This window comes from Pantoea sp. EA-12 (assembly GCF_030053355.1).
GTDB lineage: Bacteria > Pseudomonadota > Gammaproteobacteria > Enterobacterales > Enterobacteriaceae > Pantoea > Pantoea vagans_C.
Genome location: NZ_JASGBY010000012.1, coordinates 138,708 through 161,504 on the forward strand (window position 1 = coordinate 138,708; position 22,797 = coordinate 161,504).

Annotated in this window: 20 protein-coding genes; 14 read left to right on the top strand and 6 right to left on the bottom strand. The window is 53.0% G+C overall.

The window, feature by feature from the left end; genetic code table 11:
* Positions 1–92: 92 nt before the first annotated feature.
* Complete coding sequence (gene gabT / locus QMZ30_RS18090) at positions 93–1,355, top strand: 4-aminobutyrate--2-oxoglutarate transaminase (RefSeq protein WP_283228443.1); 1,263 nt, start codon at positions 93–95, stop codon at positions 1,353–1,355.
* Between the two features lie 97 nt (positions 1,356–1,452).
* Positions 1,453–2,853, top strand: a complete 1,401-nt coding sequence (gene gabP, locus QMZ30_RS18095; protein ID WP_283228492.1) for a GABA permease — start codon at positions 1,453–1,455, stop codon at positions 2,851–2,853.
* A 35-nt stretch (positions 2,854–2,888) separates the two neighbouring features.
* On the opposite strand, the gene QMZ30_RS18100 is transcribed toward gabP, so the two are convergent.
* The gene (locus QMZ30_RS18100; protein WP_283228444.1) at positions 2,889–3,215 is read right to left on the bottom strand and encodes a hypothetical protein; all 327 of its coding nucleotides are present in this window, start codon (positions 3,213–3,215) and stop codon (positions 2,889–2,891) included.
* A 148-nt stretch (positions 3,216–3,363) separates the two neighbouring features.
* Between QMZ30_RS18100 and QMZ30_RS18105 the strand changes: the two genes are divergently transcribed.
* Entirely contained in the window at positions 3,364–4,710 is a 1,347-nt protein-coding gene (locus tag QMZ30_RS18105) for a glycoside hydrolase family 10-like protein (protein WP_283228445.1), read from the top strand.
* Positions 4,711–4,770: 60 nt separating this feature from the next.
* Here the strand turns inward: QMZ30_RS18105 and QMZ30_RS18110 are convergent, their stop codons facing one another.
* Entirely contained in the window at positions 4,771–5,754 is a 984-nt protein-coding gene (locus tag QMZ30_RS18110) for an Abi family protein (protein WP_283228446.1), read from the bottom strand.
* Positions 5,755–5,961: 207 nt separating this feature from the next.
* Positions 5,962–6,900, bottom strand: coding sequence for a LysR family transcriptional regulator (locus QMZ30_RS18115; protein ID WP_283228447.1), 939 nt, complete (start codon positions 6,898–6,900; stop codon positions 5,962–5,964).
* A 146-nt stretch (positions 6,901–7,046) separates the two neighbouring features.
* Between QMZ30_RS18115 and QMZ30_RS18120 the strand changes: the two genes are divergently transcribed.
* The 9 genes from QMZ30_RS18120 to QMZ30_RS18160 all read left to right on the top strand — a co-directional run bounded on the left by QMZ30_RS18120 (position 7,047) and on the right by QMZ30_RS18160 (position 15,967).
* Entirely contained in the window at positions 7,047–7,997 is a 951-nt protein-coding gene (locus QMZ30_RS18120) for a PDR/VanB family oxidoreductase (RefSeq protein WP_283228448.1), read from the top strand.
* Positions 7,994–9,190: an amidohydrolase family protein gene (locus tag QMZ30_RS18125; protein WP_283228449.1), complete on the top strand. Its 1,197-nt coding sequence runs from the start codon at positions 7,994–7,996 to the stop codon at positions 9,188–9,190. The genes QMZ30_RS18120 and QMZ30_RS18125 overlap by 4 nt, the downstream gene beginning before the upstream one ends.
* On the top strand, positions 9,180–9,635 hold the full coding sequence (locus QMZ30_RS18130) for a RidA family protein (RefSeq protein ID WP_039332882.1): 456 nt from the start codon (positions 9,180–9,182) through the stop codon (positions 9,633–9,635). The genes QMZ30_RS18125 and QMZ30_RS18130 overlap by 11 nt, the downstream gene beginning before the upstream one ends.
* A gap of 14 nt (positions 9,636–9,649) precedes the next feature.
* A complete protein-coding gene (locus QMZ30_RS18135; RefSeq protein WP_283228450.1) occupies positions 9,650–10,528 on the top strand; it encodes a creatininase family protein in 879 nt (292 codons plus the stop codon).
* Between the two features lie 13 nt (positions 10,529–10,541).
* The gene (locus QMZ30_RS18140; RefSeq protein WP_283228451.1) at positions 10,542–11,513 is read left to right on the top strand and encodes an ABC transporter substrate-binding protein; all 972 of its coding nucleotides are present in this window, start codon (positions 10,542–10,544) and stop codon (positions 11,511–11,513) included.
* Positions 11,510–12,343 carry an ABC transporter ATP-binding protein gene (locus QMZ30_RS18145; RefSeq protein ID WP_283228452.1) on the top strand — a complete coding sequence of 278 codons (834 nt, stop codon included), beginning with the start codon at positions 11,510–11,512 and terminating at the stop codon, positions 12,341–12,343. The genes QMZ30_RS18140 and QMZ30_RS18145 overlap by 4 nt, the downstream gene beginning before the upstream one ends.
* Positions 12,343–13,140 carry an ABC transporter permease gene (locus tag QMZ30_RS18150; RefSeq protein WP_283228453.1) on the top strand — a complete coding sequence of 266 codons (798 nt, stop codon included), beginning with the start codon at positions 12,343–12,345 and terminating at the stop codon, positions 13,138–13,140. The genes QMZ30_RS18145 and QMZ30_RS18150 overlap by 1 nt, the downstream gene beginning before the upstream one ends.
* A gap of 61 nt (positions 13,141–13,201) precedes the next feature.
* Positions 13,202–14,590, top strand: a complete 1,389-nt coding sequence (locus QMZ30_RS18155) for an FAD-binding oxidoreductase (RefSeq protein WP_283228454.1) — start codon at positions 13,202–13,204, stop codon at positions 14,588–14,590.
* 105 nt (positions 14,591–14,695) lie between these two features.
* On the top strand, positions 14,696–15,967 hold the full coding sequence (locus QMZ30_RS18160) for a TonB-dependent receptor (protein ID WP_283228455.1): 1,272 nt from the start codon (positions 14,696–14,698) through the stop codon (positions 15,965–15,967).
* A gap of 35 nt (positions 15,968–16,002) precedes the next feature.
* Here QMZ30_RS18160 and QMZ30_RS18165 read toward each other — a convergent pair whose 3' ends face one another.
* Positions 16,003–17,844 (bottom strand): putative phage tail protein, encoded by a 1,842-nt coding sequence (locus tag QMZ30_RS18165; RefSeq protein WP_283228456.1) that lies wholly within the window; start codon positions 17,842–17,844, stop codon positions 16,003–16,005.
* A 102-nt stretch (positions 17,845–17,946) separates the two neighbouring features.
* On the opposite strand from QMZ30_RS18165, the gene QMZ30_RS18170 reads away from it, so the two are divergent.
* Positions 17,947–18,084 carry a hypothetical protein gene (locus QMZ30_RS18170; protein WP_283228457.1) on the top strand — a complete coding sequence of 46 codons (138 nt, stop codon included), beginning with the start codon at positions 17,947–17,949 and terminating at the stop codon, positions 18,082–18,084.
* A gap of 97 nt (positions 18,085–18,181) precedes the next feature.
* Here QMZ30_RS18170 and QMZ30_RS18175 read toward each other — a convergent pair whose 3' ends face one another.
* Together QMZ30_RS18175 and QMZ30_RS18180 are read right to left on the bottom strand one after the other, a co-directional pair.
* Entirely contained in the window at positions 18,182–20,146 is a 1,965-nt protein-coding gene (locus tag QMZ30_RS18175; protein WP_283228458.1) for an autotransporter outer membrane beta-barrel domain-containing protein, read from the bottom strand.
* 245 nt (positions 20,147–20,391) lie between these two features.
* Positions 20,392–21,312 (bottom strand): LysR family transcriptional regulator, encoded by a 921-nt coding sequence (locus QMZ30_RS18180; RefSeq protein ID WP_283228459.1) that lies wholly within the window; start codon positions 21,310–21,312, stop codon positions 20,392–20,394.
* Between the two features lie 112 nt (positions 21,313–21,424).
* On the opposite strand from QMZ30_RS18180, the gene QMZ30_RS18185 reads away from it, so the two are divergent.
* Positions 21,425–22,723 (top strand): serine hydrolase domain-containing protein, encoded by a 1,299-nt coding sequence (locus QMZ30_RS18185; RefSeq protein WP_283228460.1) that lies wholly within the window; start codon positions 21,425–21,427, stop codon positions 22,721–22,723.
* Positions 22,724–22,797 lie beyond the last annotated feature (74 nt).

Below are 22,797 nucleotides of genomic sequence, written 5' to 3' on the forward strand. Positions count from 1 at the left end.
TCTAAAAGTGGCTCTGGCAACAAACCTTAGCGCAGGGATAAATAAGCGTGTTTGTCGTGATTTGTAAAGACGCTTATCGCTAAGGAAAGGTTATGGAAGGTAAAAACAGCCAGCTGCAACAACGCAAAGATGATGCCCTGCCACGCGGTACCGGCAACCTGTGTCAGTGGTATGTTGAGCAGGCAGAAAACGCCACGTTGCGTGACGTTGAGGGTAACAGCTGGATTGATTTCGCGGGCGGTATCGCGGTGCTGAATACCGGTCATCGTCATCCGCGCATCGTAAAAGCGATTGCTGAACAGTTAGAAAAATTCACCCATACGGCGTTCCAGGTGACGCCTTATGAAAGCTACGTTGCGCTGGCAGAACGCATCAACAGCGTGGTGCCCATTGCAGGTAAAGCCAAAACCGCCTTCTTCTCTACCGGTGCAGAAGCGGTAGAAAATGCGGTGAAAGTCGCCCGCGCCGCCACTCGCCGTCACGGCATCATCACCTTCGGCAACGCCTTCCACGGCCGCACCTTTATGACCATGGCGATGACCGGCAAAGTGGCTCCCTATAAGCGTGACTTTGGCCCGATGCCTGCATCGGTCTGGCATGCGCGCTATCCCAATAGCGTCACCGGCATCAGCGTGGATGATGCGCTGGCCAGCCTGCACGATATCTTCACTCAGGATGTCGCCCCACAGGATGTCGCGGCGATTGTGCTGGAACCCGTGCAGGGTGAAGGCGGTTTCCATATCGCGCCTCCTGCCTTTATGGAGCGCCTGCGCCAGCTGGCTGATGATCACGGCATTCTGCTAATTGCCGACGAAGTGCAGACCGGCTTTGGTCGTACCGGCAAGCTGTTTGCGATGGATCACTACACCGTTAAACCCGACCTGATCACCATGGCGAAAAGCCTGGCAGGCGGCATGCCGCTGTCAGCGGTGAGTGGCCGCGCTGAGATCATGGATGCACCAGGCCCAGGTGGACTGGGTGGCACTTACGCGGGTAACCCGTTAGCCATTGCCGCAGCGCATGCGGTGCTGGATGTGATCGCTGAAGAGCAGCTGTGTGAGCGTTCTGCCCAATTGGGCGCACAGTTGAATGATTTCCTCCAGCAGGTCCGCTCTCGCTGCTCCGCCATTACGGACATTCGTGCACTAGGTTCAATGGTGGCCGTGGAGTTTGCTGAAGCGCAAACCGCACAAGCCATCCAGCTGCAGGCAATGGCACGCGGTTTACTGCTGTTAACCTGCGGCCCACAGGGCAACGTAATCCGCTTCCTCTATCCGCTGACTATCCCGGATGCACAGTTTAGCCAGGCGCTGGAAATTCTCAGCGGCGTACTAAGCCAGCATCAGGATTCATAGCTTTTCCTCCGTTTTCCCAGCCTGCATGCTGCGGGCTGGGCTTCTCACCTGCTGCAGCCAGGCTGTGCGATAAACAGCCCGAAAGACGATCTGGAGAATAACAATGAGTTCACAGAATGCCGATGCGCTGGCGCAAGGGCTTAAGCCGCGTCATGTAAGAATGTTATCGATTGCCGGCGTGATTGGTGCCGGGCTGTTTGTCGGTTCAGGTCACGCGATTGCCGAAGCGGGCCCCGCTGTCCTGCTGGCCTATATTGCCGCCGGTACGCTGGTGGTGCTCATTATGCGCATGCTGGCCGAGATGGCTGTCGCCTCACCGGATTCCGGCTCTTTTTCAACTTACGCGGATAAATCCCTGGGTCGCTGGGCCGGTTTTACCATCGGCTGGCTCTACTGGTGGTTCTGGGTATTAGTGATCCCGTTAGAGGCAAACGCCGCAGGCACCATTCTGCACGGCTGGTTCCCGCAGGTCGCAGTGTGGGAGTACACGCTGGCCATCACCACATTCCTTACCGTCAGCAACCTGTTCAGCGTGAAGAATTACGGCGAGTTCGAATTCTGGTTTGCGTTGCTCAAAGTGGTGGCGATAGTCGCCTTCCTGGTTGTAGGCAGTCTGGCGGTATTCGGTTTGATGCCGGGCAGCAGCACCAGTGGTATCTCTCACCTTTATGATACCCACGGCTTTATGCCGAACGGTATCAGCGCCGTACTGGCCGCGATTCTGACCACCATGTTCTCATTTATGGGCACCGAGATTGTCACCATTGCTGCCGCAGAATCACGCGAGCCGAAGAAACAGATCACGCAAGCCACCAACTCGGTTATCTGGCGTATTGCGCTGTTCTATCTGCTGTCGATCTTCATCGTCATCGCCCTGGTGCCGTGGAACACGCCATCACTGATGAAAGCGGGCTCCTATCAGACTGCCATGGAGATGATGAACATTCCTTACGCACGTCAAATTGTCGATGTCGTGGTCCTGATCGCGGTGTGTAGCTGCCTCAACTCTGCGCTTTATACCGCTTCACGCATGCTCTATTCCCTGTCACGCCGTGAAGATGCGCCTGCTGCGGCCTCACGTACCACGCGCAGTGGTACGCCATGGGTCGCGGTGATAGCGTCCACCGCCGCTGCTTTTTTGACGGTGATTGCCAATTATCTGGCTCCAGCAGCGGTATTTGAGTTCTTACTGGCGAGCTCAGGTGCCATTGCCCTGTTGGTCTATCTGGTGATTGCCGCCTCTCATCTGGTGCTGCGTAAGAAGCGTGAGGCGCGCGGGGAAACGCTGAGCTATCGCATGTGGCTGTTCCCGGGCTTAACCTGGGCAACCATGGTGTTTATCGTCGGGGTACTGATATCGATGCTGTTCAACCCACAGCACCGCTCTGAAATCATTGCCACCGGCTTGTTGACGCTCGCCGTGTTGATCACCAGCCGAATTGTGCATCGCAAACGGGCCGCACGTAAGCACGAGGAGATGGTGGCGCTACGCTCGTAACGTCTGAATGTTCCGGGCAAGGATGCCGCGGAACATCACTCATACTGTACGTCGATACTGATTGACTCTTCCGGCACATTAATCACCACGATGCACTTGTTCCACACCGGTTTGCCTTCTGTCATCTCATGTTCAACAAAGTAGTGCTGGAAAGCTTTCAGCGCTTCAGTGAGATCGCCAATCGCCTGCGCATCGGGTTCAAACCAGTCCGGCTCACCGTTCTCATCCAGATAATCGAACTGGTATTCACCGCCTTCGTCATCGGCAAACAATTCTGCTTTTACGATCAGTTCGCGCGCGCCTTGTGGCCCGCAGCTGAAAACAATCTGCGCAATGCGACGGTAGAGGTCTTCGTAGGTCATGACAATTAATCCCATAATTAGCGAGCGCCGACAGGTAGCGGTGCGATTCATCGCGCAATGAATTGCGCCGCTACGTTACCGAGCGCTCTTATTGACTTTATAACTCATGAGAAGAGAATGAGGCTCTTCGAACAGTTAGTTGAAAGAAATGGAGTTTATCATAGCCTGTTCAGCGCGTTTCCCCTGTGTTGCCACAGCCAAAAAAACGGTCACCTTATTGGCTGCTGCCCTGCTTCTGGCCAGTTGCTCATCCGAGCCACCGAAGTCACTCGTCACGCCACTGCCCACAGTGACGCCGAAACCGCAGCCGACACAACCTGTCGCCAGTAAAGAACCGGTGCGCGGCGTGTGGTTGACCACCGTTTCACGCCTTGACTGGCCACCGATCGCTTCCGTTAATGCCAGCCCGAGCAATCGTATTAGCCAGCAACAAAAAGCGTTAACCGACAAACTGGATAAGCTGAAAAGTCTGGGAATCAATACGGTGTTCTTCCAGGTGAAGCCCGATGGCACCGCGCTGTGGCGTTCAAAAATTCTGCCGTGGTCCGATATGATGACAGGCAAAATCGGTGAAGATCCCGGATACGATCCGTTGCAGTTTATGCTGGATGAAGCGCACAAGCGTGGCATTAAAGTGCATGCGTGGTTTAACCCTTATCGTGTCTCCACTAACGTTAAGCCCTCCACCGTCAATGAATTAAACAAAACGCTATCGCTGCACCCGGCAAGCGTGTTTGTCCTGCATCGCGACTGGATCCGCACCGCAGGCGATCGCTTTGTGCTGGATCCAGGTATTCCAGCTGCGCGTGACTGGATTACCAGCATCGTCGCTGAAGTGGTGTCGCATTACGATATTGATGGCGTGCAGTTTGATGACTATTTCTACACCGAGACGCCGGGGTCGCAGCTTAACGACAGCGCGACTTTCCGTCAGTATGGGCAAGGTTTTGCATCGAAAGCGGACTGGCGTCGTCACAACACTCAGCTGTTAATAGAGCAAGTCTCACGCACCATCAAACAACTCAAGCCCCAGGTTGAATTTGGCGTCAGCCCTGCTGGTGTGTGGCGCAATATTTCACATGATCCGGCGGGTTCCGATACGCGTGGTGCAGCAGCTTACGACGAAGCTTACGCCGACACCCGGCAGTGGGTGCAGATGGGCCTGTTAGATTACATTGCCCCGCAACTTTACTGGCCGTTTGCGCGCCAGGCGGCCCGGTATGACGTGCTGGCTAACTGGTGGGCTAACGTAGTGAAGCCTACTCATACGCGCCTCTACATCGGCGTAGCGCTGTATAAGATCGGCGAAAGTTCGAAAATGGAACCGGACTGGACCGTCAATGGCGGCGTGCCTGAGTTGAAAAAGCAGCTCGACCTCAACGAGTCAGTGCCGCAAATCAACGGCACAATTTTATTCCGCGAGAATTACCTGAATCAGCCTCAGACCCAGCAAGCGGTCAACTATTTGCGTAGCCGCTGGGGTAATACGTATTAAGAGTAGATTCGCAGCTTGACACTAAGTTAGCTGCGAATCAGATAATTTTATACATTGGAGCTAACTAAAACGATAGTTTTTACTTTGAATAAACGCAGAAAAACCACCTGATGAAATAAAAACTTTTCTATTAGATTCTTTTTGGCTGTTCAATAAGCTACGAAGCATTTCGATATCTTCGACGTTGATGATCGGATTGCGATACCTTGCATTGTTTATCTCATACTCGCTTACAACAACGTTCAGGCGATGCATTAGTGCACTGTTGCGCAAAAATGCATTCAAGCTTGGTGAAATCCAGTAAGTAAGCTCAATCACCTCATCAATTTTCCTTTTAAGAATTTCAATCACCTGAACATCATTGCGATGACCTACCTCTTTCCAGATTGGCTCATTATGAGCAATCCTGTTCCGAAGCATTCTTATTGTTTCAACTCGGCGTCTCAGAATATCACGCTGTTGAAACAATTTATTCTTTCCCGTCACTACTGGCAGTTTTTTGAAGGCATAAATAAAACCCTTAGGCCATAAAAATCCTTTACTTACATCACCATCATAAAAGCTTTTGTCTAAAACATACTCCCAAACGCTAAAATCTGTTTGAGATATGATCTGATCCAATGTTGGCAGCGCTGTGGTGTTGTTGCCGAGTTTTTTGTTGAGCAACCTACGCGCGTTATTTTTTGCTTTAGCTATACCATTTGAAAAACCTCTGACCTGATTGGGTCTTATTAATGATTTTGATGCATTATCTTCAATTGTGGCACGGTCATCTTCAATTAAATGATACGGGATCACGTCAAACCAATGTTGATTTGCAACATGAGTTGGAATGCACATTTTACCTGCTTCGTTTATTGCATTACGTAATGCAACCTCAACTAATTGCAGCAGACTGCTCAGAACACCGGAAAACTCGAGGTTCCAGCTATACAAACCAAAAAGCTCGGCTTTGTTGCTTATTGTAAATGTCGAATGGTAACTGGCTAATCGAGCGGGTGAAATTAGTCTCACCATATCATTAAAATCAAAATCCCTAGGCATGAAAGTAACCCGTCCATGTTTTGTTAAGTTTAAACGTTATACTCCAGAAATTAGCAGGATTGATTGCTTTGATTTAAAATTGCGAATACACTTCACATTGTAGCTAGTCTAACGTTCTTCTCCCGACCTGTGCGGTGCCAGATCCAAGACAAAAAGCGCAAGAATTAAAGCCCCAGCTCTGCTGGGGTTTCTTACTTTTTCGGTGTATTACGTTCTCTCAATCACACCCGCCAGCGCTTCTTCGCTCTGCATCAGGGCAAAAAACGACTCCAGTTCACGTAACATCATCGATGCGGCAATCGACAGCTGACGCTGCGGCGCTACACACAGCGATAAGGTGAACGGTTTTAACACCGTGTCGATTAGCGGTATAAACTTCAACTCCCCGCGACGGTATTCGTCAACGATATCCAGCCAGCACATCAAACTGATGCCCACGTCATCACGCACCAGCGAACGCAGCATATGAATGTTATTGGTGCGACCAACCTCATTCAGGCGAATGCCTGAACTGTTGACCAAGGCTTCCAGCGGATCGGCCAGCATCAGCGGCGCGGCAGGCACGATAAACGGCCAGGATTCGCAGTGGCTGAAGCGAATGGACTCCAGCTTAGCCAAAGGATGCTGGCTACTGACCACAATTCCCAGGCGTAAATCGGCAAACGACTTCACCAGCAACTCACGGGAACTCTGCGGGTTGAGCATAATACCGAAATCCGCATCCCCAGAGGTCAGCGCGTTGGCAATATGGATGTTACTCATGGTGGTGAGGGTAAACGAAATGCCCGGATACTCCTCGCGAATGCGTTGCAATATCGAAGAGAAAAAACCGCGGTTGATGGCATCAATCGTGGCGATATGCACATGCCCATGGCGTAACCCGCGCAAATCATCCAGTTGAGTACAGACGCGCCCAAACTCCCGCTGCCAGTTTTTTGCCGCATTCAGCAGAATCTCGCCTGCTGCGGTCATACGTAATCCTGATGGATGACGTTCAAACAGCGGCATATCCAGCTGCTCTTCTACCCGCAATATCTGTCGGTCAATGGACGAGGCGGAGACGTGCAACACCTCTGAAGCCTTGCGCAATGAACCCTGACGCGCCACTTCGGTGAAATAAATTAGAAATCGGGAGAAGGCGAACATAGTGGGTGCTCTCTTTTTTGCAACGCATCATGCGAATTAAACAGATGGACGCTTACACTAAGGCAAAATAATAATTCCAGCCATGATAAAAGCAAGGGTATGCGCGGCGTTAACGCTGAAGACATCCCTGTTCAGACAGGCTGATTATGAAATCAACGCACCTGGCTGCCACCGTCATCGCAAAGCAATTCAACGGTGCTGGCAATGTATTACTGACGCTGGAAAGTGCCAGCCAACAACCGCTTCCGGCATTCGCGCCGGGCGCACACATTGATGTTCACCTGCCTGTGGGGGGCGTACGCCAATACTCGCTGTGTTCTACAGCCGAAGCAGAAAACTACCAAATCTGCGTGCGTCTGGATCAGGCCTCAACGGGAGGATCGCGCTGGCTGCATCAGGCACTTAACGTCGGCGAGAGGCTGACGATTTCCGCGCCACGTAATCATTTTCCGCTACCGGATGCGCCTCGTACCCTGTTGTTCGCCGCCGGCATCGGCCTCACGCCCCTGCTGATGATGGCGGAGGCGCTGGCGTTAAAGCAAGCGGATTTCCAGTTGCACATCTATCTCAAACGACATGATGAGCTGGCCTTTAATGATCGGCTGGCACAGCTTGGCGAGCACGTGATCATTCACTACAGCAGTGAAGGCGACAGTCTACGTCACCAAATCCCTGATGAGCTTAAGAGACCGGAACAAAGCGCCCTGGTGGCCTGTGGCCCGGCAGGTTTTATGGATCACCTTCAGCAGTTGGCGCTGCAATACGGCTGGCAGCCAGAGCAATTGCACAGTGAGCGCTTTAAAGCCGACAACACTTTGACCACCACGGGTGACAGTTTTGAGGTCGAAATCGCCTCTTCAGGCGCACGCTTCACTGTCGGCAAAACACAGAGCATTGCTGAGGTGCTGGAAGCCGCGGGCATCGAGATTGAGCTGTCGTGTGAGCAAGGGATGTGCGGTGCATGCATAACGGGCGTGGTATCCGGCGAACCCGATCACCGTGATGAAGTGCTGAGCCAGAAAGAGCGCGCTGCCAATAATTGCATCGTGCTGTGTTGCTCACGTGCACATTCTCCCCTCTTGGTGCTTGATCTATGAATCGCTACCCAGGCGCTACCGGGGCGCGCTTACCTCGCTGGTTATTGCCAGACAACTGGCCGATGAGCGGCAACCAGCCGCAATTGGCGACCTTACATTTTCATGCTGACAGGCTGCAATTCGAGCCTGACGAAGAAGCCCATGCGGATTACCTGCCGCTTAAAGGGGCTTTAGTACTTCCTGCACTTATCGAACCGCATGCGCATCTGGATAAAACCTTCACTATCCAGCGCAGTCCAGCCCAACAGCCGGGGCTGCTGGCGGCGATTGCAGCGATGCATCAGGATCGTTTGCACTGGAACCAGGAAGATCTAAATCAACGTGCCAGCCAGGCTTTGCAGTGGGCGGCAGAGAGTGGCGTTGGCCTGCTGCGCACCCATGTTGACTGGTTCACAACGGAAGCTCCGCTGGCGTGGCAGGTGATCGGTGATTTGCACCATCCGCTGTGTCGCATCGAACGCGTGGCGCTGGCACCCTTGAGTTTCTTTGCTCATGCGGAGGATGCTCAACATATCGCGGCTCAGGTGGCGGTCAGTGGTCCAGGCGCACTGCTCGGCGGGTTTATTCATACCAGCAACTGGGATGCTCAAGCCTTTACCCATCTGATGCAGGCGGCAGAACAGTGGCAACTGGATATCGATCTGCACATTGACGAAGAACTCAATGCGGATGCGCAAGGCATGCGCTGGCTGGCGAACTATCTGCAACACCACACTTTCAGTGGACGCATCACCTGTAGCCACAGTTGCGCATTATCACAACAGGAGGATGCGTTGCAGATCCTCGATCTGCTGGCACAGCAGCGCGTCACGCAGATCGCCCTGCCGCTGACCAATTTGCTGTTGCAGGATGCCGTGCCGGGCCGCACACCACGCCAGCGCGGATTAACGCTGGTGAAAGAGGCGCAAGCGCGCGGTATTCCGCTGCTACTTGGCGCTGATAACGTCCAGGACGCCTTCTGCCCATTCGGCAGCTACGACCCGCTCGACACCCTGTTTAGCGGTCTTATCAGTCTCCAGTTGGACGCTGCTTTTGATGAGGCCTCGCAGCTTATCTGCCAGGCCGACGCTTTTTATCACAACGATTTAGTGATCTTTCCGCATGCCGATACCGCGAGCTGGCCGCTGCGCCAACGCCAGCGCTATCGGCTTAAACAGGGCGTGCGTTATGGAGACGAAACAAATGACGCTTGATGCAGGAGCGGGCAAACCGCTGGCGAAATATGCGGCGTGGCGACGCGTCGGCGACTTTATTTTTCTCTCCGGCATTATCCCGGTGAACCCGCAAACCGCCACCATCGTGCGCGGTTACGGCGATATCCCGGAAGCTGCGCAGCTATTGTTAGGGCGCACCGGTGAATTTTCCACGGACATTAAAGAGGGCCCGATTCTGGCGCAGAGCTGGTATGTGCTGGAGAGCATCCGCACCACTATTGAAAGCGCAGGCGGGCAGATGAGTGATGTGTTCAAACTGGTGCAGTACTTCCGCAATCTGGACCATTTCCCCCACTACAGCCGGGTGCGTAAGCAGTTCTTCCCCGATGAACCGCCGGTCTCTACCGTGGTTCAGGTCAGTGAAATGCTGCCGAGCCCGGATGTATTAATCGAAGTTGAAGCCACGGCGTGGTTGCCGCAATAACACGAGGAAACAGTATGTTGCATGGTTATATTCCGGCAAACCGCTTTTTGCCGTATCTGAGCTGGACGGACATTGCCACGCTGGGCGATAAGGCCAACACGGTTATCGTGCTGCCGACAGGCGCGATTGAGCAGCACGGTCCGCATCTGCCGTGCGCGGTAGACAGCGTGATCTCCTCCGGTGTGGTTGGTCATGCCCTGGCGCGTTTACCGGCAGAGATCCCGGCGTACGCCATTCCGCCTATCACCTACGGCAAATCCGATGAGCACTTGCACTTTCCCGGCACGCTGACGCTGACCGGTGAAACCTTGCTGCACACCATCCTGGAAATTGGCGAATCGCTGTACCGCGCGGGATTCCGTAAATTCCTGATGGTGAACGGTCATGGCGGGCAACCGCAGCCGTTGCAGATGGCCGCGCGTGAATTGCGCCTGCGCCATGGCGACATGATCATCATCATGCAGGACACCTTCAAAGTGCCGAACTGCGCTGAAAGCTTTATGGACGACAAAGAGCGTCAAATGGCGATGCATGCCGGTCATGCTGAAACCGCGCTGATGATGGCACTGGCACCGGATACCGTGCAGATGAGCAAAGCGGTGGCGAACTATCCCCCAGAATTCCCTTGCCCTACGCTCTCCACCAACAAACCAATGGCGGCATGGGCCTCCTATGATTTTGGCCCGAGCGGCGTGATTGGTGATCCCTTGCCCTCCACGCCGGAACAGGGCGCGGCGATCCTCGATTCACTGGCTGAAAGCTGGGCGCAGGTCATTACTGAAGTGCATCAAATGAGCTGGGTAACCCGCGCTGAACCCGCATGGGGCACCGGACACTGGCAGGGCAAAGTGTTAGACCACAACGACGCAGCATCACTATTACAACCGCGCTAAACGGGGATCAACAATGAATAAAAAATTGAGCATGGTGGCCGCACTTTCGCTGGCACTGTCGGCCCAGAGCATGGCGGCTGAACCTTTTACATTTATGACGAACTGGTATGCCCAGGCAGAGCATGGTGGCTTCTACCAGGCGTTAGCGCAAAACCTGTATAAAGATGCAGGGCTGGACGTCACCATCAAAATGGGTGGCCCGCAGGTGCATACCATGCAGTTGATGGCCGCCGGCCAAGCGGACTGCATCATCAGCGACAACATGCAGGCGCTGGAATCCTGGCAGCAAGGCGTCGAAGCCGTGCCCGTTGCCACCACTTTCCAGCATTCAGCGATAGCGTTTCTTACCCATCCTGACGTGAAAGATAAAGCCGATCTGCAGGGCAAAACCTTCTTGCTGGCGGCGGAAGCCTATACCTCCTACTGGCCGTGGGCGCAGAAAGCGCTGAACCTGAAAAACGCGCGCGTCCGTCCCTACACCTTCAGTATCCAACCGTTCCTCGCAGACAAGACGCTGGTACAGCAGGGCTACATCACCTCTGAACCTTTTGCGGTGCAAAAAGCCAATGCGCAAGCCAATGTGTATCCGATTAGCGACTGGGGCTATCCGCCTTATGGCAACAGCATCGTTTGCATGAAATCGACCATCGAAAAACGTCCAGAGGCGGTCGCCGCCTTTGTTAAAGCCTCAATGCAGGGCTGGAAAAACTATCTGCAGGATCCGAGCGCCGGTAACGTGCTGATCAAGAAAGAGAACCCGCAGATGAGCGATGAGCAGATTGCTTTTGGTATCGCCCAGATGAAGAAATACCAAATGCTCACCGGCGGTGATGCGCAAACGGCGGGTATCGGGATTATCACCGAACCTCGCCTGAAACAGACCTGGCAGCTGCTGGTGGATAACAAACTGATCGATCCCGCCAAAGTGCCGTTTGAAGGCAGTTACACGCTGCAGTTCATTAAAGACGTCAAGGTCATGCCATGAACGCCGCCAGCAAACTCACGCTGATGAACCACGATGGACAACCGGTGCCGCTGCCTGCGGCACCACCAGCGATTGAGGTGTTATCAGCAGAGAAAATTTACCCCAATGGCACACGGGCATTGCTGCCCGTGGATCTCACCATCCGTCAGGGCGAGTTTGTTTCCCTGCTGGGACCGTCAGGGTGCGGCAAAAGTACCCTACTGAAGATGATTGCCGGATTGATTGAGCCGACTGATGGCAAATTGATGCTGTTCCGCCGCGATCGTCGTGAAAATCAGCGCGATCTGCCGCTCTCCTTTGTGTTTCAGGAAGCGACGCTGATGCCGTGGAACAATGTGCATAAAAACGTCAGATTGCCGTTGGATTTGGCTGGTGTGCCTCGCGCCGAAGCCGATACGCGGGTACGTGAAATTCTGGAGCTGGTTGGCCTCGGTCAGTTTGGGCACGTATTACCGCGTGAACTCTCTGGTGGCATGCAGATGCGTGTCTCGATTGCCCGTGGGTTAGTGACTCGCCCTAAAGTGCTGCTGATGGATGAGCCTTTTGGCGCGCTGGATGAGATCACCCGCAACAAACTGGACAGCGATCTGCTTGATTTATGGCAGGAGCAAAAACTCACGGTAGTGTTCGTGACGCACTCGATACAGGAAGCCGTGTTCCTGTCACAACGCGTGATCATGATGGCGGCGCGTCCCGGACGCGTAGTGGACGATATCCGCATTGAAACCAGCATGCCGCGAGATGACGAATTTCGCGTCAGTCAACCGTTCACCCAATATGCACAACAATTGCAGCGCGGCTTATTCGCTGCCAGCCAGGAGAGCAAATAATGAAACCGCTCGCCGCCAGTCTCAAATTCCAGCAGTGGTTATTCCCGGCCATTGTCGCCGTAGCGATGCTGCTGCTGTGGCAGTTCCTCGTAACCGCGTTTAAGGTTCCTGCGTTCCTGGTTCCTTCACCGGTTGTCGTCGCGCAAAGCTTGGTGCAGAACTTCCCTTCGTTATTTATGTCGTTGCTCTACACCTTGAAAATCACCGTGATCTCGTTTGTGCTGGCGATCATCATCGGCTCCATCATTGCGTTTTTACTGGTACAAAACCGTTTTATTGAGACCGCCTTATTTCCCTATATCGTGTTCCTGCAAGTCACGCCGATTGTGGCTATCGCACCGCTGATTATTATCTGGGTGAAAGACACCACAATGTCGCTGGTGGTGTGTGCCACGCTGATGGCGGTATTCCCCATCATCTCTAACACCACACAGGGGTTGCGCAGCGTCTCACCCGGTTTACTGAGCTACTTCAAATTGAACCATGCATCGCGTCTACAAATTCTGTTACGTCTGCGCGTTCCCTCTGCTTTGCCCTACTTCTTCGGCGCGCTGCGCATCTCCAGCGGTTTGTCGCTGATTGGTGCGGTGGTCGCTGAGTTTGTCGCGGGAACCGGAGGCACGGATACCGGCCTGGCCTACCAGATTTTACAAGCGGGCTATCAACTGAACATTCCGCTGATGTTTGCAGCGCTGCTGCTGATCTCCCTCGCGGGTTTCCTGTTGTTTGCGTTGATGTCATGGCTAACGCGCCGCGTGCTGGCGGCATGGCATGAGAGCGAACTGAGCCCGAGTTAATTCATCCCAGTGGGCGGCACAAAGGCCGCCCCTACACGCCAAACAGTGATAGGAACTCAATATGTCTGATATCGATCGCCAGTCTGCACTGGCGGCGCTGGTCGCGGCGTTGCCTGAACTCGACTGGATTAAAGAAGCGCCGAAGGTCAAACGCCTGTCGCGTGATTTTCACTGGTTCAGTCCGGTGCTGAAACCGCAACTTGAAGAGAAATTTGCCGAGTTAGCAGTGCGTCCGCGAGACGAAAATGAACTCTGCGCCGTGGTGGCTGCCTGCGCGAAAGCACGGATCCCGCTTAACCTGCGCGGCGGCGGTACCGGTAATTACGGTCAGCTGATTCCGCTGGATGGCGGGGTGATGGTTGATATGACGCGTTTAAATGCCGTCACTGCGATGGGTACCGGTACAGTGCGTGCGCAAGCCGGCATTCGACTGGGCGATCTCGAAGCACACACCCGGCCGCACGGGTGGGAACTGCGCTGCATGCCATCCACCTGGAAACTCGCCACGCTGGGTGGCCTGTTTGGTGGTGGTTTTGGCGGCGTGGGGTCGATCAATTACGGTCCGCTGGCCGCGCCAGGTAACGTGTTGTCCGTGCGGATGATGACCATGGAAGAGACGCCGCGCATCATCACGTTGCAAGCACCGGATGCGTTGCTGCTGCATCATGCTTATGGCAGTAACGGCATCGTGCTGGAGATAGAGCTGGCGCTGGCCCCGCGTCACGACTGGATTGAACGCCTGGATACTTTTGCCGATTTTGCCTCCGCGATGGCGTTCGCCGATGCCCTCGCCCGTTCGCCAGGCTTGGTAAAGCGCCAAATCGCGGTATTTGCCGCACCGGTACTGGATTACTTCAGTGATTTAGCCGAGGCACAGGTTGCCGGTCAACACGGGGTGATATCAGTGGTCGGCAGCGAAAGCGATGCACTCCTGCCGAGCCTGTTAACGCAGCACGCAGGACGCAGCGCGTTACATTACGCCGAAGGGGAAAATAGCGGTCATTCATTAATCGAATATTGCTGGAACCACACCACCCTGCAGGCACTTAAGATCGACAAAACTCTGACTTATCTGCAAACCGCCTATGCTGCGGATAATTACCACCAGCAGGCGCTGGATATGGAGTCACAACTCTCCGATGAAGTGATGTCCCACATAGAGTTCTTACGTGACATGAACGGCACCCTCACCTGTAGTGGCCTGCCATTGGTGCGGTACAGCAGTGAAGATCGGTTAAATGCCATTATGGATATTTACCGTAGCCATGGCGTTAAAATCAATAATCCCCACGTCATCCATATTGAAGATGGTAAACAAGGGATGGTGCGTGCCGATGTGGTGGCGATGAAACGCGCCTGCGATCCATACAATTTATTAAACCCTGGCAAATTGCGCGGCTGGGAAGTGCGTGAAACGTTACCGGAAGTGCATATTCCGGGCGTCAATTAATTTCCTTTTTGTTATTTACGGCAAGGCCGACCGTTGGGTGATTGATTCACCCAACGGCAGTGCTTTGCTTTCTCAAGACGGGTATATCAATTTAGGGATCATGCAATGAGAGCACTAAAAAGTGTGGGTTTGATTGCGCTGTTTTTCCCCTTCGCGCCAGCGGCACTGGCAGCGACACAGAGCAATATTAGCAACTGCCAGTACGACGCCAGTGGCGTGGATAGCTTCACCGATATTTTCACCTGCGGCACCGTGAGCGGCAGTTTACGTACGCTGTATTACTCCACGCACAACGCCTATTTTTCTAAAGGCTTTAATCAGGATACCGCCAGCTATGGTGGCAGCGTGAAATATGAAACCGCGCCGGTATATGGATTCCGTGCAGGCGTCAGCGCCATCTTTTTACGCGGCATTGATCATCCCGATGAAGCGCATACCATCAGTGATATCGGTGATAATCAAACCAATGTTGGTGAGGCTTATTTAAGCTGGCAGCAAGATGATTTCAAAATCACTGCGGGCGATCAGCGTATCAATATTCCTTTTGTCGGTGACTACGACTGGCGCATTACGCCCATTCTGTTCCGTGGCGTTGATGCCAATTACGGCGACAGCACCAATTATCTGCATGCAACCAAAGTGTGGCGTTATAAGCCTTGGGGCGATGATCAGTTCCTTGATACCACGGCGTATACCGATATCGATGAGCGCACCAACGGTATGTGGGCAATTGGCGGTGGACGCGGCACACAATGGGACAATAAAAAGCTCACCGGGCAACTGTGGTATCAGGAATACGCTGATTATTCCCGCGTCGTTTATGGCGAAAGCCATTTGCAGTGGCAAGACACGCTGTTCCAGCCGGATGTCGCGGTACAGTTTATTCGCGGCACCAGTTTAGGCAAGGCGCTGGCTGGAGAGGTAAACAGCACCTCCTACGGTGCGCAACTGGCGCTGACCTTCACGCCCGCTCTGAACTGGAAGCTTGGCTATGATCACATCGCCGCCAGCCCTAACAGTTGGGGCAACGGTTCACTGGTGGTGCCTTACGCGCACAACAGTTCGTCCGGACCCTATTTCGCGCAGCCGTTCTTCACCAGCACGCAAGATTTGGGCAGCGGCAATGCCTATATGACCAACCTGAATTACGTGCTGAATGAAAACCTGTCGTTGGGTACGCAATATTCGTTTATGGATCTGAAACCCTCGGCACAGTCGGCGAGCATTAATCAGTCGGAATACCTGGTGTACTTTACGTGGGCGTTCAGCGGAGTGTTGAAAGGCCTGAGCCTGACCGATTTCGCTGGGGTGCAGACATCACCGTTGTATGATTCCCACTTCTGGCAGAACCGTTTGAGTTTGCAGTACGATTTTTAATATTATGCCAGCAACTGAAGTTGCTGGCATTTTTATTAAATATAGGGATGTTCAGCATCGTTTAACGGAATACTCCAGGGAGCACCATTTACCATCACTTTAAGATAACGTCGTGTTCGCCACTTACCGGGGGAATACTCTTCTGCCTCCCCTAATACCAATGTCCCACGCAATAATAATTCATCATTATTGTTATATCCTATACCCACTTTGCTATTGCCGATCCAGTGTTGTTCGAATGCGACAATGGGGGCTGCGTCAAATTTTTGAGCTTCCGCATCAGAACACGCAGTAAAACTTTTACGAAAAATAAAACACAGGCCTGATTGATATCGGTCTTTGCCGTTGGTCTCAACTTGCGCCGTGGCAAACCCCGTGAAAGGATTTAGTTTCACATACAGCTTGGTGCGAGTGGAACCACCTTCAATATGCACTTTGGCAACAGGGCAAGAACCCTCACCATACCAGCTACCAATAGTGTTCGCCTCGTTACGACATTGAAGATAGATGTTCGCGCAACCTTCAGGAGATCGATAACTGTAATCTGCCTGAGTTTCACCTTGTGATAATATTTGTGAAGTTCCTACGACGCGCACATGAATTTGCGTACCTTCGTCAGAAAAATTAAATTCGCCTATATAAAACCATTTAGCATCTTTAGTTCGATTATCCATATGGTGCTGCGAGCTGATATAATCGTAATTGAGTGAACCTTGAATCACTGCCCCCCAATCCGATATTTCCATCACTCCGCGATCGCCTTCAGATATCAATGTCCAGGGTTCAATCCCGGTCGTGCTGTAATCAAATCCAGCACTTTGATTATGAATGCTTTTTTGAATAATGAGTGCCCGACAATATCCCAGCTTAAGCGGATTGTCTGTCGATTCAATGGCTAGCCCTTCAATCACCCACTGACCATTGGTGAGATCCCCGGCGTACTCGGAGTGTTCAATCCAGCCATTACGAATAAACGATTGTGTACAGCGTGGCAGATCAAGTACGGGTTTGGTGGTGCCGCCCTGTAAATTAAAGTTTGACAGTTCGATGGCAGTACTGTGATCCCATGCGCCCTGTTCCTGATCGGACCAACGCGCATAAACGATACTGTCCTGGCAGCCACGGGAATAGAACTGATCGATTTTACAATCGAGCGTATCCAGCAAATCCAATGCACGTCCGCCCAAATAGCGAAACTCCATACTACTCACACGCAGGAACTGACCGCCGGTGATAATATTGGCGTAGAATCCGACTTTATTAAACGCTGTGCCCCCATCACCGCCACTATTGGAACTCATGCCTTTTACAACAAAACCGGAAATTTCCACGTAACGCGCATTCACCTTAAAAAAGTGCAATCCACGTGGTTGCGTTTCCCAATTGAACACCAGCGTGGTAGTAGGAAAATAGCCAAAGTTAACCGTCGCGCCACTTACTTTGAAACGGTTAACCTCTTTATCCGATATGTCAAAGGTGGACATGCTGAATACACCGGCAGTGAAGCGAATGCCAGCGGCGGGCAGAACCCGTTGTGACCACGCAAACATACGTTTCACGGCTTCAATACAATCCGTCTTACCATCCGCAACGGCCCCAAATTCCACAACGGTGACGGCGTTATAATCGAACACATAGCGCTTCCAGCGTTTTTTATTGGGGGTAACAAAGACCAAGCCCCCATCATCTACGCTGGTAGTATCCGTCGCATCATATACAAACACCCCACCCCCCATTTTGGTGCCTTTGGTGTATTCCAGCACCGTAGCCAATTCCCCTCCGGTTGAAGGTTCTGTGGCCCTTAAAGTAGCGATGTCGCTTATCTGAATAACCGGTGCCGTTGTCGCTGTGATGGTATTTTGCGATGTCGAAGCCATGGTGTACCCCTTAAATGTTAAGAGAAAATAACTGCACCCATGGAGTATAAGTAGCTGATAGTTAATGTGTTGATGTGTGCCAGGTTAACTGGAGGAGAAACAATGAGCATATTAATGGTGATGAAACAAGACAATGATTGCACAATAAAAGCGCAGCGGCAGTCTGATATTTTACAGATTAATCGCAGTGAAATTATGGCTAATGGCGGCACGATAATCATCTTTACGCCGGGCTATTAGCATGAGAAGTCTTGAGCCGCTTATTGATTCATTCACTCATCAATAAGCGGCGGTAAAGCGAATCGCGCGCCCGCCATCTGATGGCTGGCGCTGACTGTCAAAACGTAGCGTTTACCCCGAGGTTCCACGTGACCTGGTGATAATCATTGTTACTGGCAACGGTGGAAACGCCTGCAAATGCGTTAACCGTGTTGCCCAACGGCACATTGGCCCCCACCGCCACATCCAGCCAGTTTTTATCCCCTTCTGCTACCGCACGCGAGAACGATGTCTGGGTGGATTTCAGACCGGCACGCACTGTGGATTCGGTATCACCAAACTGGTGGTTGTAGGTCACTTGCGCCCAGGGATTCACTACCCACTGCTGGCTATCGATACGCCAGCCAACCGCACCAATCTGTGAATGCAGCGTTTGGTCGGAGAACCGCATTGAGGTACTGCTGTTGCCATTTTCGCTGTAACCGCCCACACGACCATAATCCAGTGCATAGCTGGCAACCGGTCCGGTGGTGATATGGGTACCTAATGGCAGATCCCAACCGGTTTGCACGCGCATCCCCAGCAGTTTACCGCTGCTGTTGCCCTGCTCCGTGCGCGTGGCTGGGCCAATGGTGATCTTGCGCTCTATGCTGTCAAAATCGAGATCGGCATAATGCAGGTCGGCATTGATCCAACCCTGCTCGAATAGCGTTAACTGGCTATAAAGCGCCACCAGATTACCGCGCAGCTTGTAATCGTATTTAGAGGACGGATTCATACGTTGATTGCTGTTGGAAAACAGCAGGCCGGTTTGCCAGTTATCGGTCAGCTGATAGCCAATCCCTAATGTCAGGTTAGTGGTATTCGCATCACCATTTAGCCAGTCATCTCCTTGATAATCCAAATGTTGCCCGGCATAGCCGCCGAATACGGTGAATTGTCCGCTGCTGGCGGGATTGCGACGTTGCTGTTGCAGATGACCATCCAGCGTATTGTGCATATCACGCGCCATCATCAACGTAGACTGCGACAGCGCCGCGACCTGCGCCGGGGCGTCAAGAATCGACTGGATATAGTCGGCCAGCATCGCATGCACTGCCGGGCTGGGATGCAGTCGGTCGGCAAACAGATAATTTTGCGCGGTACTGAAACCGGCATCGGATGACTGACACGCGTCCGCTGAAGTGCCCACCGGACATTCGATACCGATGGTGTTACTCAGGCCATACTGAACGGGATTGGCAATGACTTCATTGAACAATCCGGCGATATCGACGCGCACAATATTGCCTTTCAACGCGGCCAGTTGCGCCTCTTCCTGCTGGTTATAGCCGTCGGATAACGCCGTTACCTGGGTACTCAGCGCCTGCCACGCGCGATACAACTGCTGCGCCAACGCGTCACGCACTGCTGGAATCGTAGAGACTTGGCCCGCCGCCACGTTAAACGCATCTTTGACTGCCTGATCGCGTGCTGCTGCATCCGGCGTCGCCGCATTGTCCAGGGACTGAAAAGCCGCCACGGTGGCAGCGTTCCCCAAGGTGCTTAATACCAACTGCACCATATAGGGCGTTAAGCCCAGTTGCGGGACGTTAGGCACAATTACCGCCCCCGCGCCCGCATCCAGCAATGTTTTCACCTGCGCGGCTGCCGATTCGGCACTGTTACTGATGGTTTCAGTTGCGGTAAGTGGATTGGTCACAGCAGCAGCAATGTCATTGGCACCGACCCAGTGAATATACAAACCATTACTGTCCGCTCGCCCGCCGGTGGATTGCAGATAGGCGGCGAGTTGATCCTGGGTGTTAAGTTGGGGGTCAAGTTCAGGCACCGCGACCGCGCCACCTTGTGCATAGTTACTGCCGCCCAGCTTCGACGGCTGCAGATTTTCACCCAAATGTGCCGCGAGGATTTCATCATACAGGGGATGTTGTGACCCATCGGCGGTGAAGCGGCCGATGTTGCCACTATCACTCAGGCTATCGCCAAAGACGGTTAGACTATCCCAGGCATGGGACGCGGGGCTTGAAATCAGTGCTACGGCCACAGCGGCAGCCGATAACGCGTATCTACGGTTTTTCATCATCAACTCCATGATGGATCAGAAGCTACCTCCTGATCGCTTAAGAGTGGCCGTGCGCATTGTTCCGCAGCAACGCACGCCCGCAAGGTCGCATCAACGATGCAAAATCAGAATAAAGAGGCATGCCTTCAGAGTCGGAAACCCCACTCAAATTGATGGCATGCCGCAAACAAGGACGTTTAAGGTGTAGTTATAAGGAAGAGGTAAAACCAGTTGCAGGAGACAAAAATCGCAGCTAAATGCGCTTAATTTGACTTAGGTAACACATCCGCGTTGTTTACAGCGCAGTCCCAAACCTGTTGAAGATTAACAAGTGTATGACGAAGAAAAGCGTGTTTTGTGGCGCCCGGTGCCCAGAGCGAGACCAGCGTGATATTCAGTCCTTGATGGCCGACTTCCGTGTTCAGCACCTGAACCTGTCGCCATGTGTGCGCCTGAAAATGCGTCGGCAAAAAACCCCAGCCTTCCCCCTGCTCCATCATGTTCTGCAGCATACTGCGCTCGTTAATGAACAGTGAAAGTCCCGAAATTTGCAGGCGCTGGGTAATTTGCTCATCAGCATGTGCGTGCATCACCAGTTGCGGCTCAAGCGCCAGATTGAGCAAGGTTAAGGGTTCAGCATGATCGGCAAACAAACTCTTCGCTGCGTAGAAGTTCAATGCTATCGATCCTAAAGCCCGCCACTCCAGCTGGTTGCCCAGCGTACGATTCACTGCCTGACAAATCGCCAAATCCGCCTTACCCGATTTGAGCGCCTTCTCCGCTTCAGCCCGCGAGGCACACCAAAGGCTTAACCGTACTTGTGCTGCACGGCATTCGCTAACCAGAGCATGCAGAAATGCCCGAGGAACAAAAGGATCGTATACCAGTGTAATTTGCTGAGTACGCGGCTCGGGCAAGGTCCGGGCGAACGCTTCGAAGGCATGGGCCTGACGCACTAACAGATGCGCCTGGCGATGCAGTTGTTCGCCCTTTGGCGTCAGTGACAATTTGCGTCCTTCACGCACGAACAATGTATAACCCAGCGCATCTTCAAGATAATCAAGCAAATCCCGCACTGTGGTTCGGTCTTTCCCCAACTTTTCAGCGGCACGCGATACCGTGCCGAACTCCGCGACTGCAGCGAAGGCTTCAATCTGTGAAAAAGAGTAATTCAGCGCATTCATGAGCAATCCGTCACTGTTTTTAGGGGGGAAATTCCCCCATCGGCTGATTTTAACCTGAACCCGCAGATTTCTATACTCGCCGCACCAACAACTGCATTATTAAGGCATTTTTATGAAACCACGCAACGTGATCAAACCCCTATTGCTCTCTGTTTCCCTGGCTGCTTGCAGCTATGCCACGGCCGCTGCCGACTGCGGTGGCGTGGCATTAAGCGTCTGCCCGACTCCTTTTGATCATCAACTGCCTGCACCCCGCGAGATGCTTAACTGGAATCAAACAGATCGCGTCGTGGGCTTCCGCAATGACTATCGTAATTACGCTGGTGATGTCTTTCATCACGGGGCTTCAACCCCTCTCACACCAGCCCCTAAAAAACTCCTTGACGCCAGTTATCAGGTAAAAGGCAACCGCTATCATCTTGCTGATTACCTCACGCGTCAGAACGTTGCTGGGATGCTGGTGCTAAAGAATGGCAAAGTGGCTTACAAATATTTTGCCGCAGGGAACACAGATTCTACTTTGTGGACGTCACGCTCAGTGGGTAAATCGGTGGTCTCCACTCTGGTGGGTATTGCCATCAAACAGGGAAAAATCCATTCGCTTGAAGACAAGATCACCCGATACGAACCAGAACTAAAGGGTACGGCATGGGATGGCGTGACGCTTAAGCAGTTGATACAGCACACATCTGGCGTGGCATGGAACGAAGATTACACCAACCCAAAATCTGACTTTGCACAACTCACCCAGTGCGAAGCCCATAGCGGCACCTACGCGTGTGTTCGCGATATCGTCACGCATTTGAAGCGCGCACATCCAGCGGGTGAACAGTGGTCTTATTCGTCAGGCGGTGCATGGCTACTGGGCGACGTACTGGAGCGCGCCACGGGCATGTCACTGGCTGCCTGGTTGCAACAGGCGTTATGGCAACCCAACGGTATGGCCAGCGATGGCGTGTGGCATGCTTATCAGCAAGGAAAACATGATGTGGGCGCGCATGGCTTCAATGCCACGCTGGAAGACTGGGGGCGTTTCGGGGAATTTATCCTGCGCGATGGTCGCCTGCCAAATGGCAAGCAGATCCTGCCTGAACACTGGATTAGCGATGCAGCTCACTGGACGCAGGCACAACACTCTGTCAGTGCGGCGCATCCTGAAGGCATTTACGGCTATCAGTGGTGGAACAATGCGATACCTGCGAATGCTCAGAATGTCGATCCAACGCCGGCACAGGGTTTAAAAAACTCACTCTGGGCATTGGGTATCTATGGTCAGGTCATCATGGTCAATCGCGCCGAGAATCTGGTGATCGTGCAGTGGTCAACCTGGCCAGAAGCGGAGCCTTCATTTAGCGCGCAACCTCTGGAAGCCGCCTTGATGTACAGCGCGATAGCGCAGCAATTGCGTTAAGTGCGGTTTTACCCGCGTCATTGCGGCGCGGGTCTTTAATCACGGCCTCACTCAACATCCTGACGTCCGTTTTG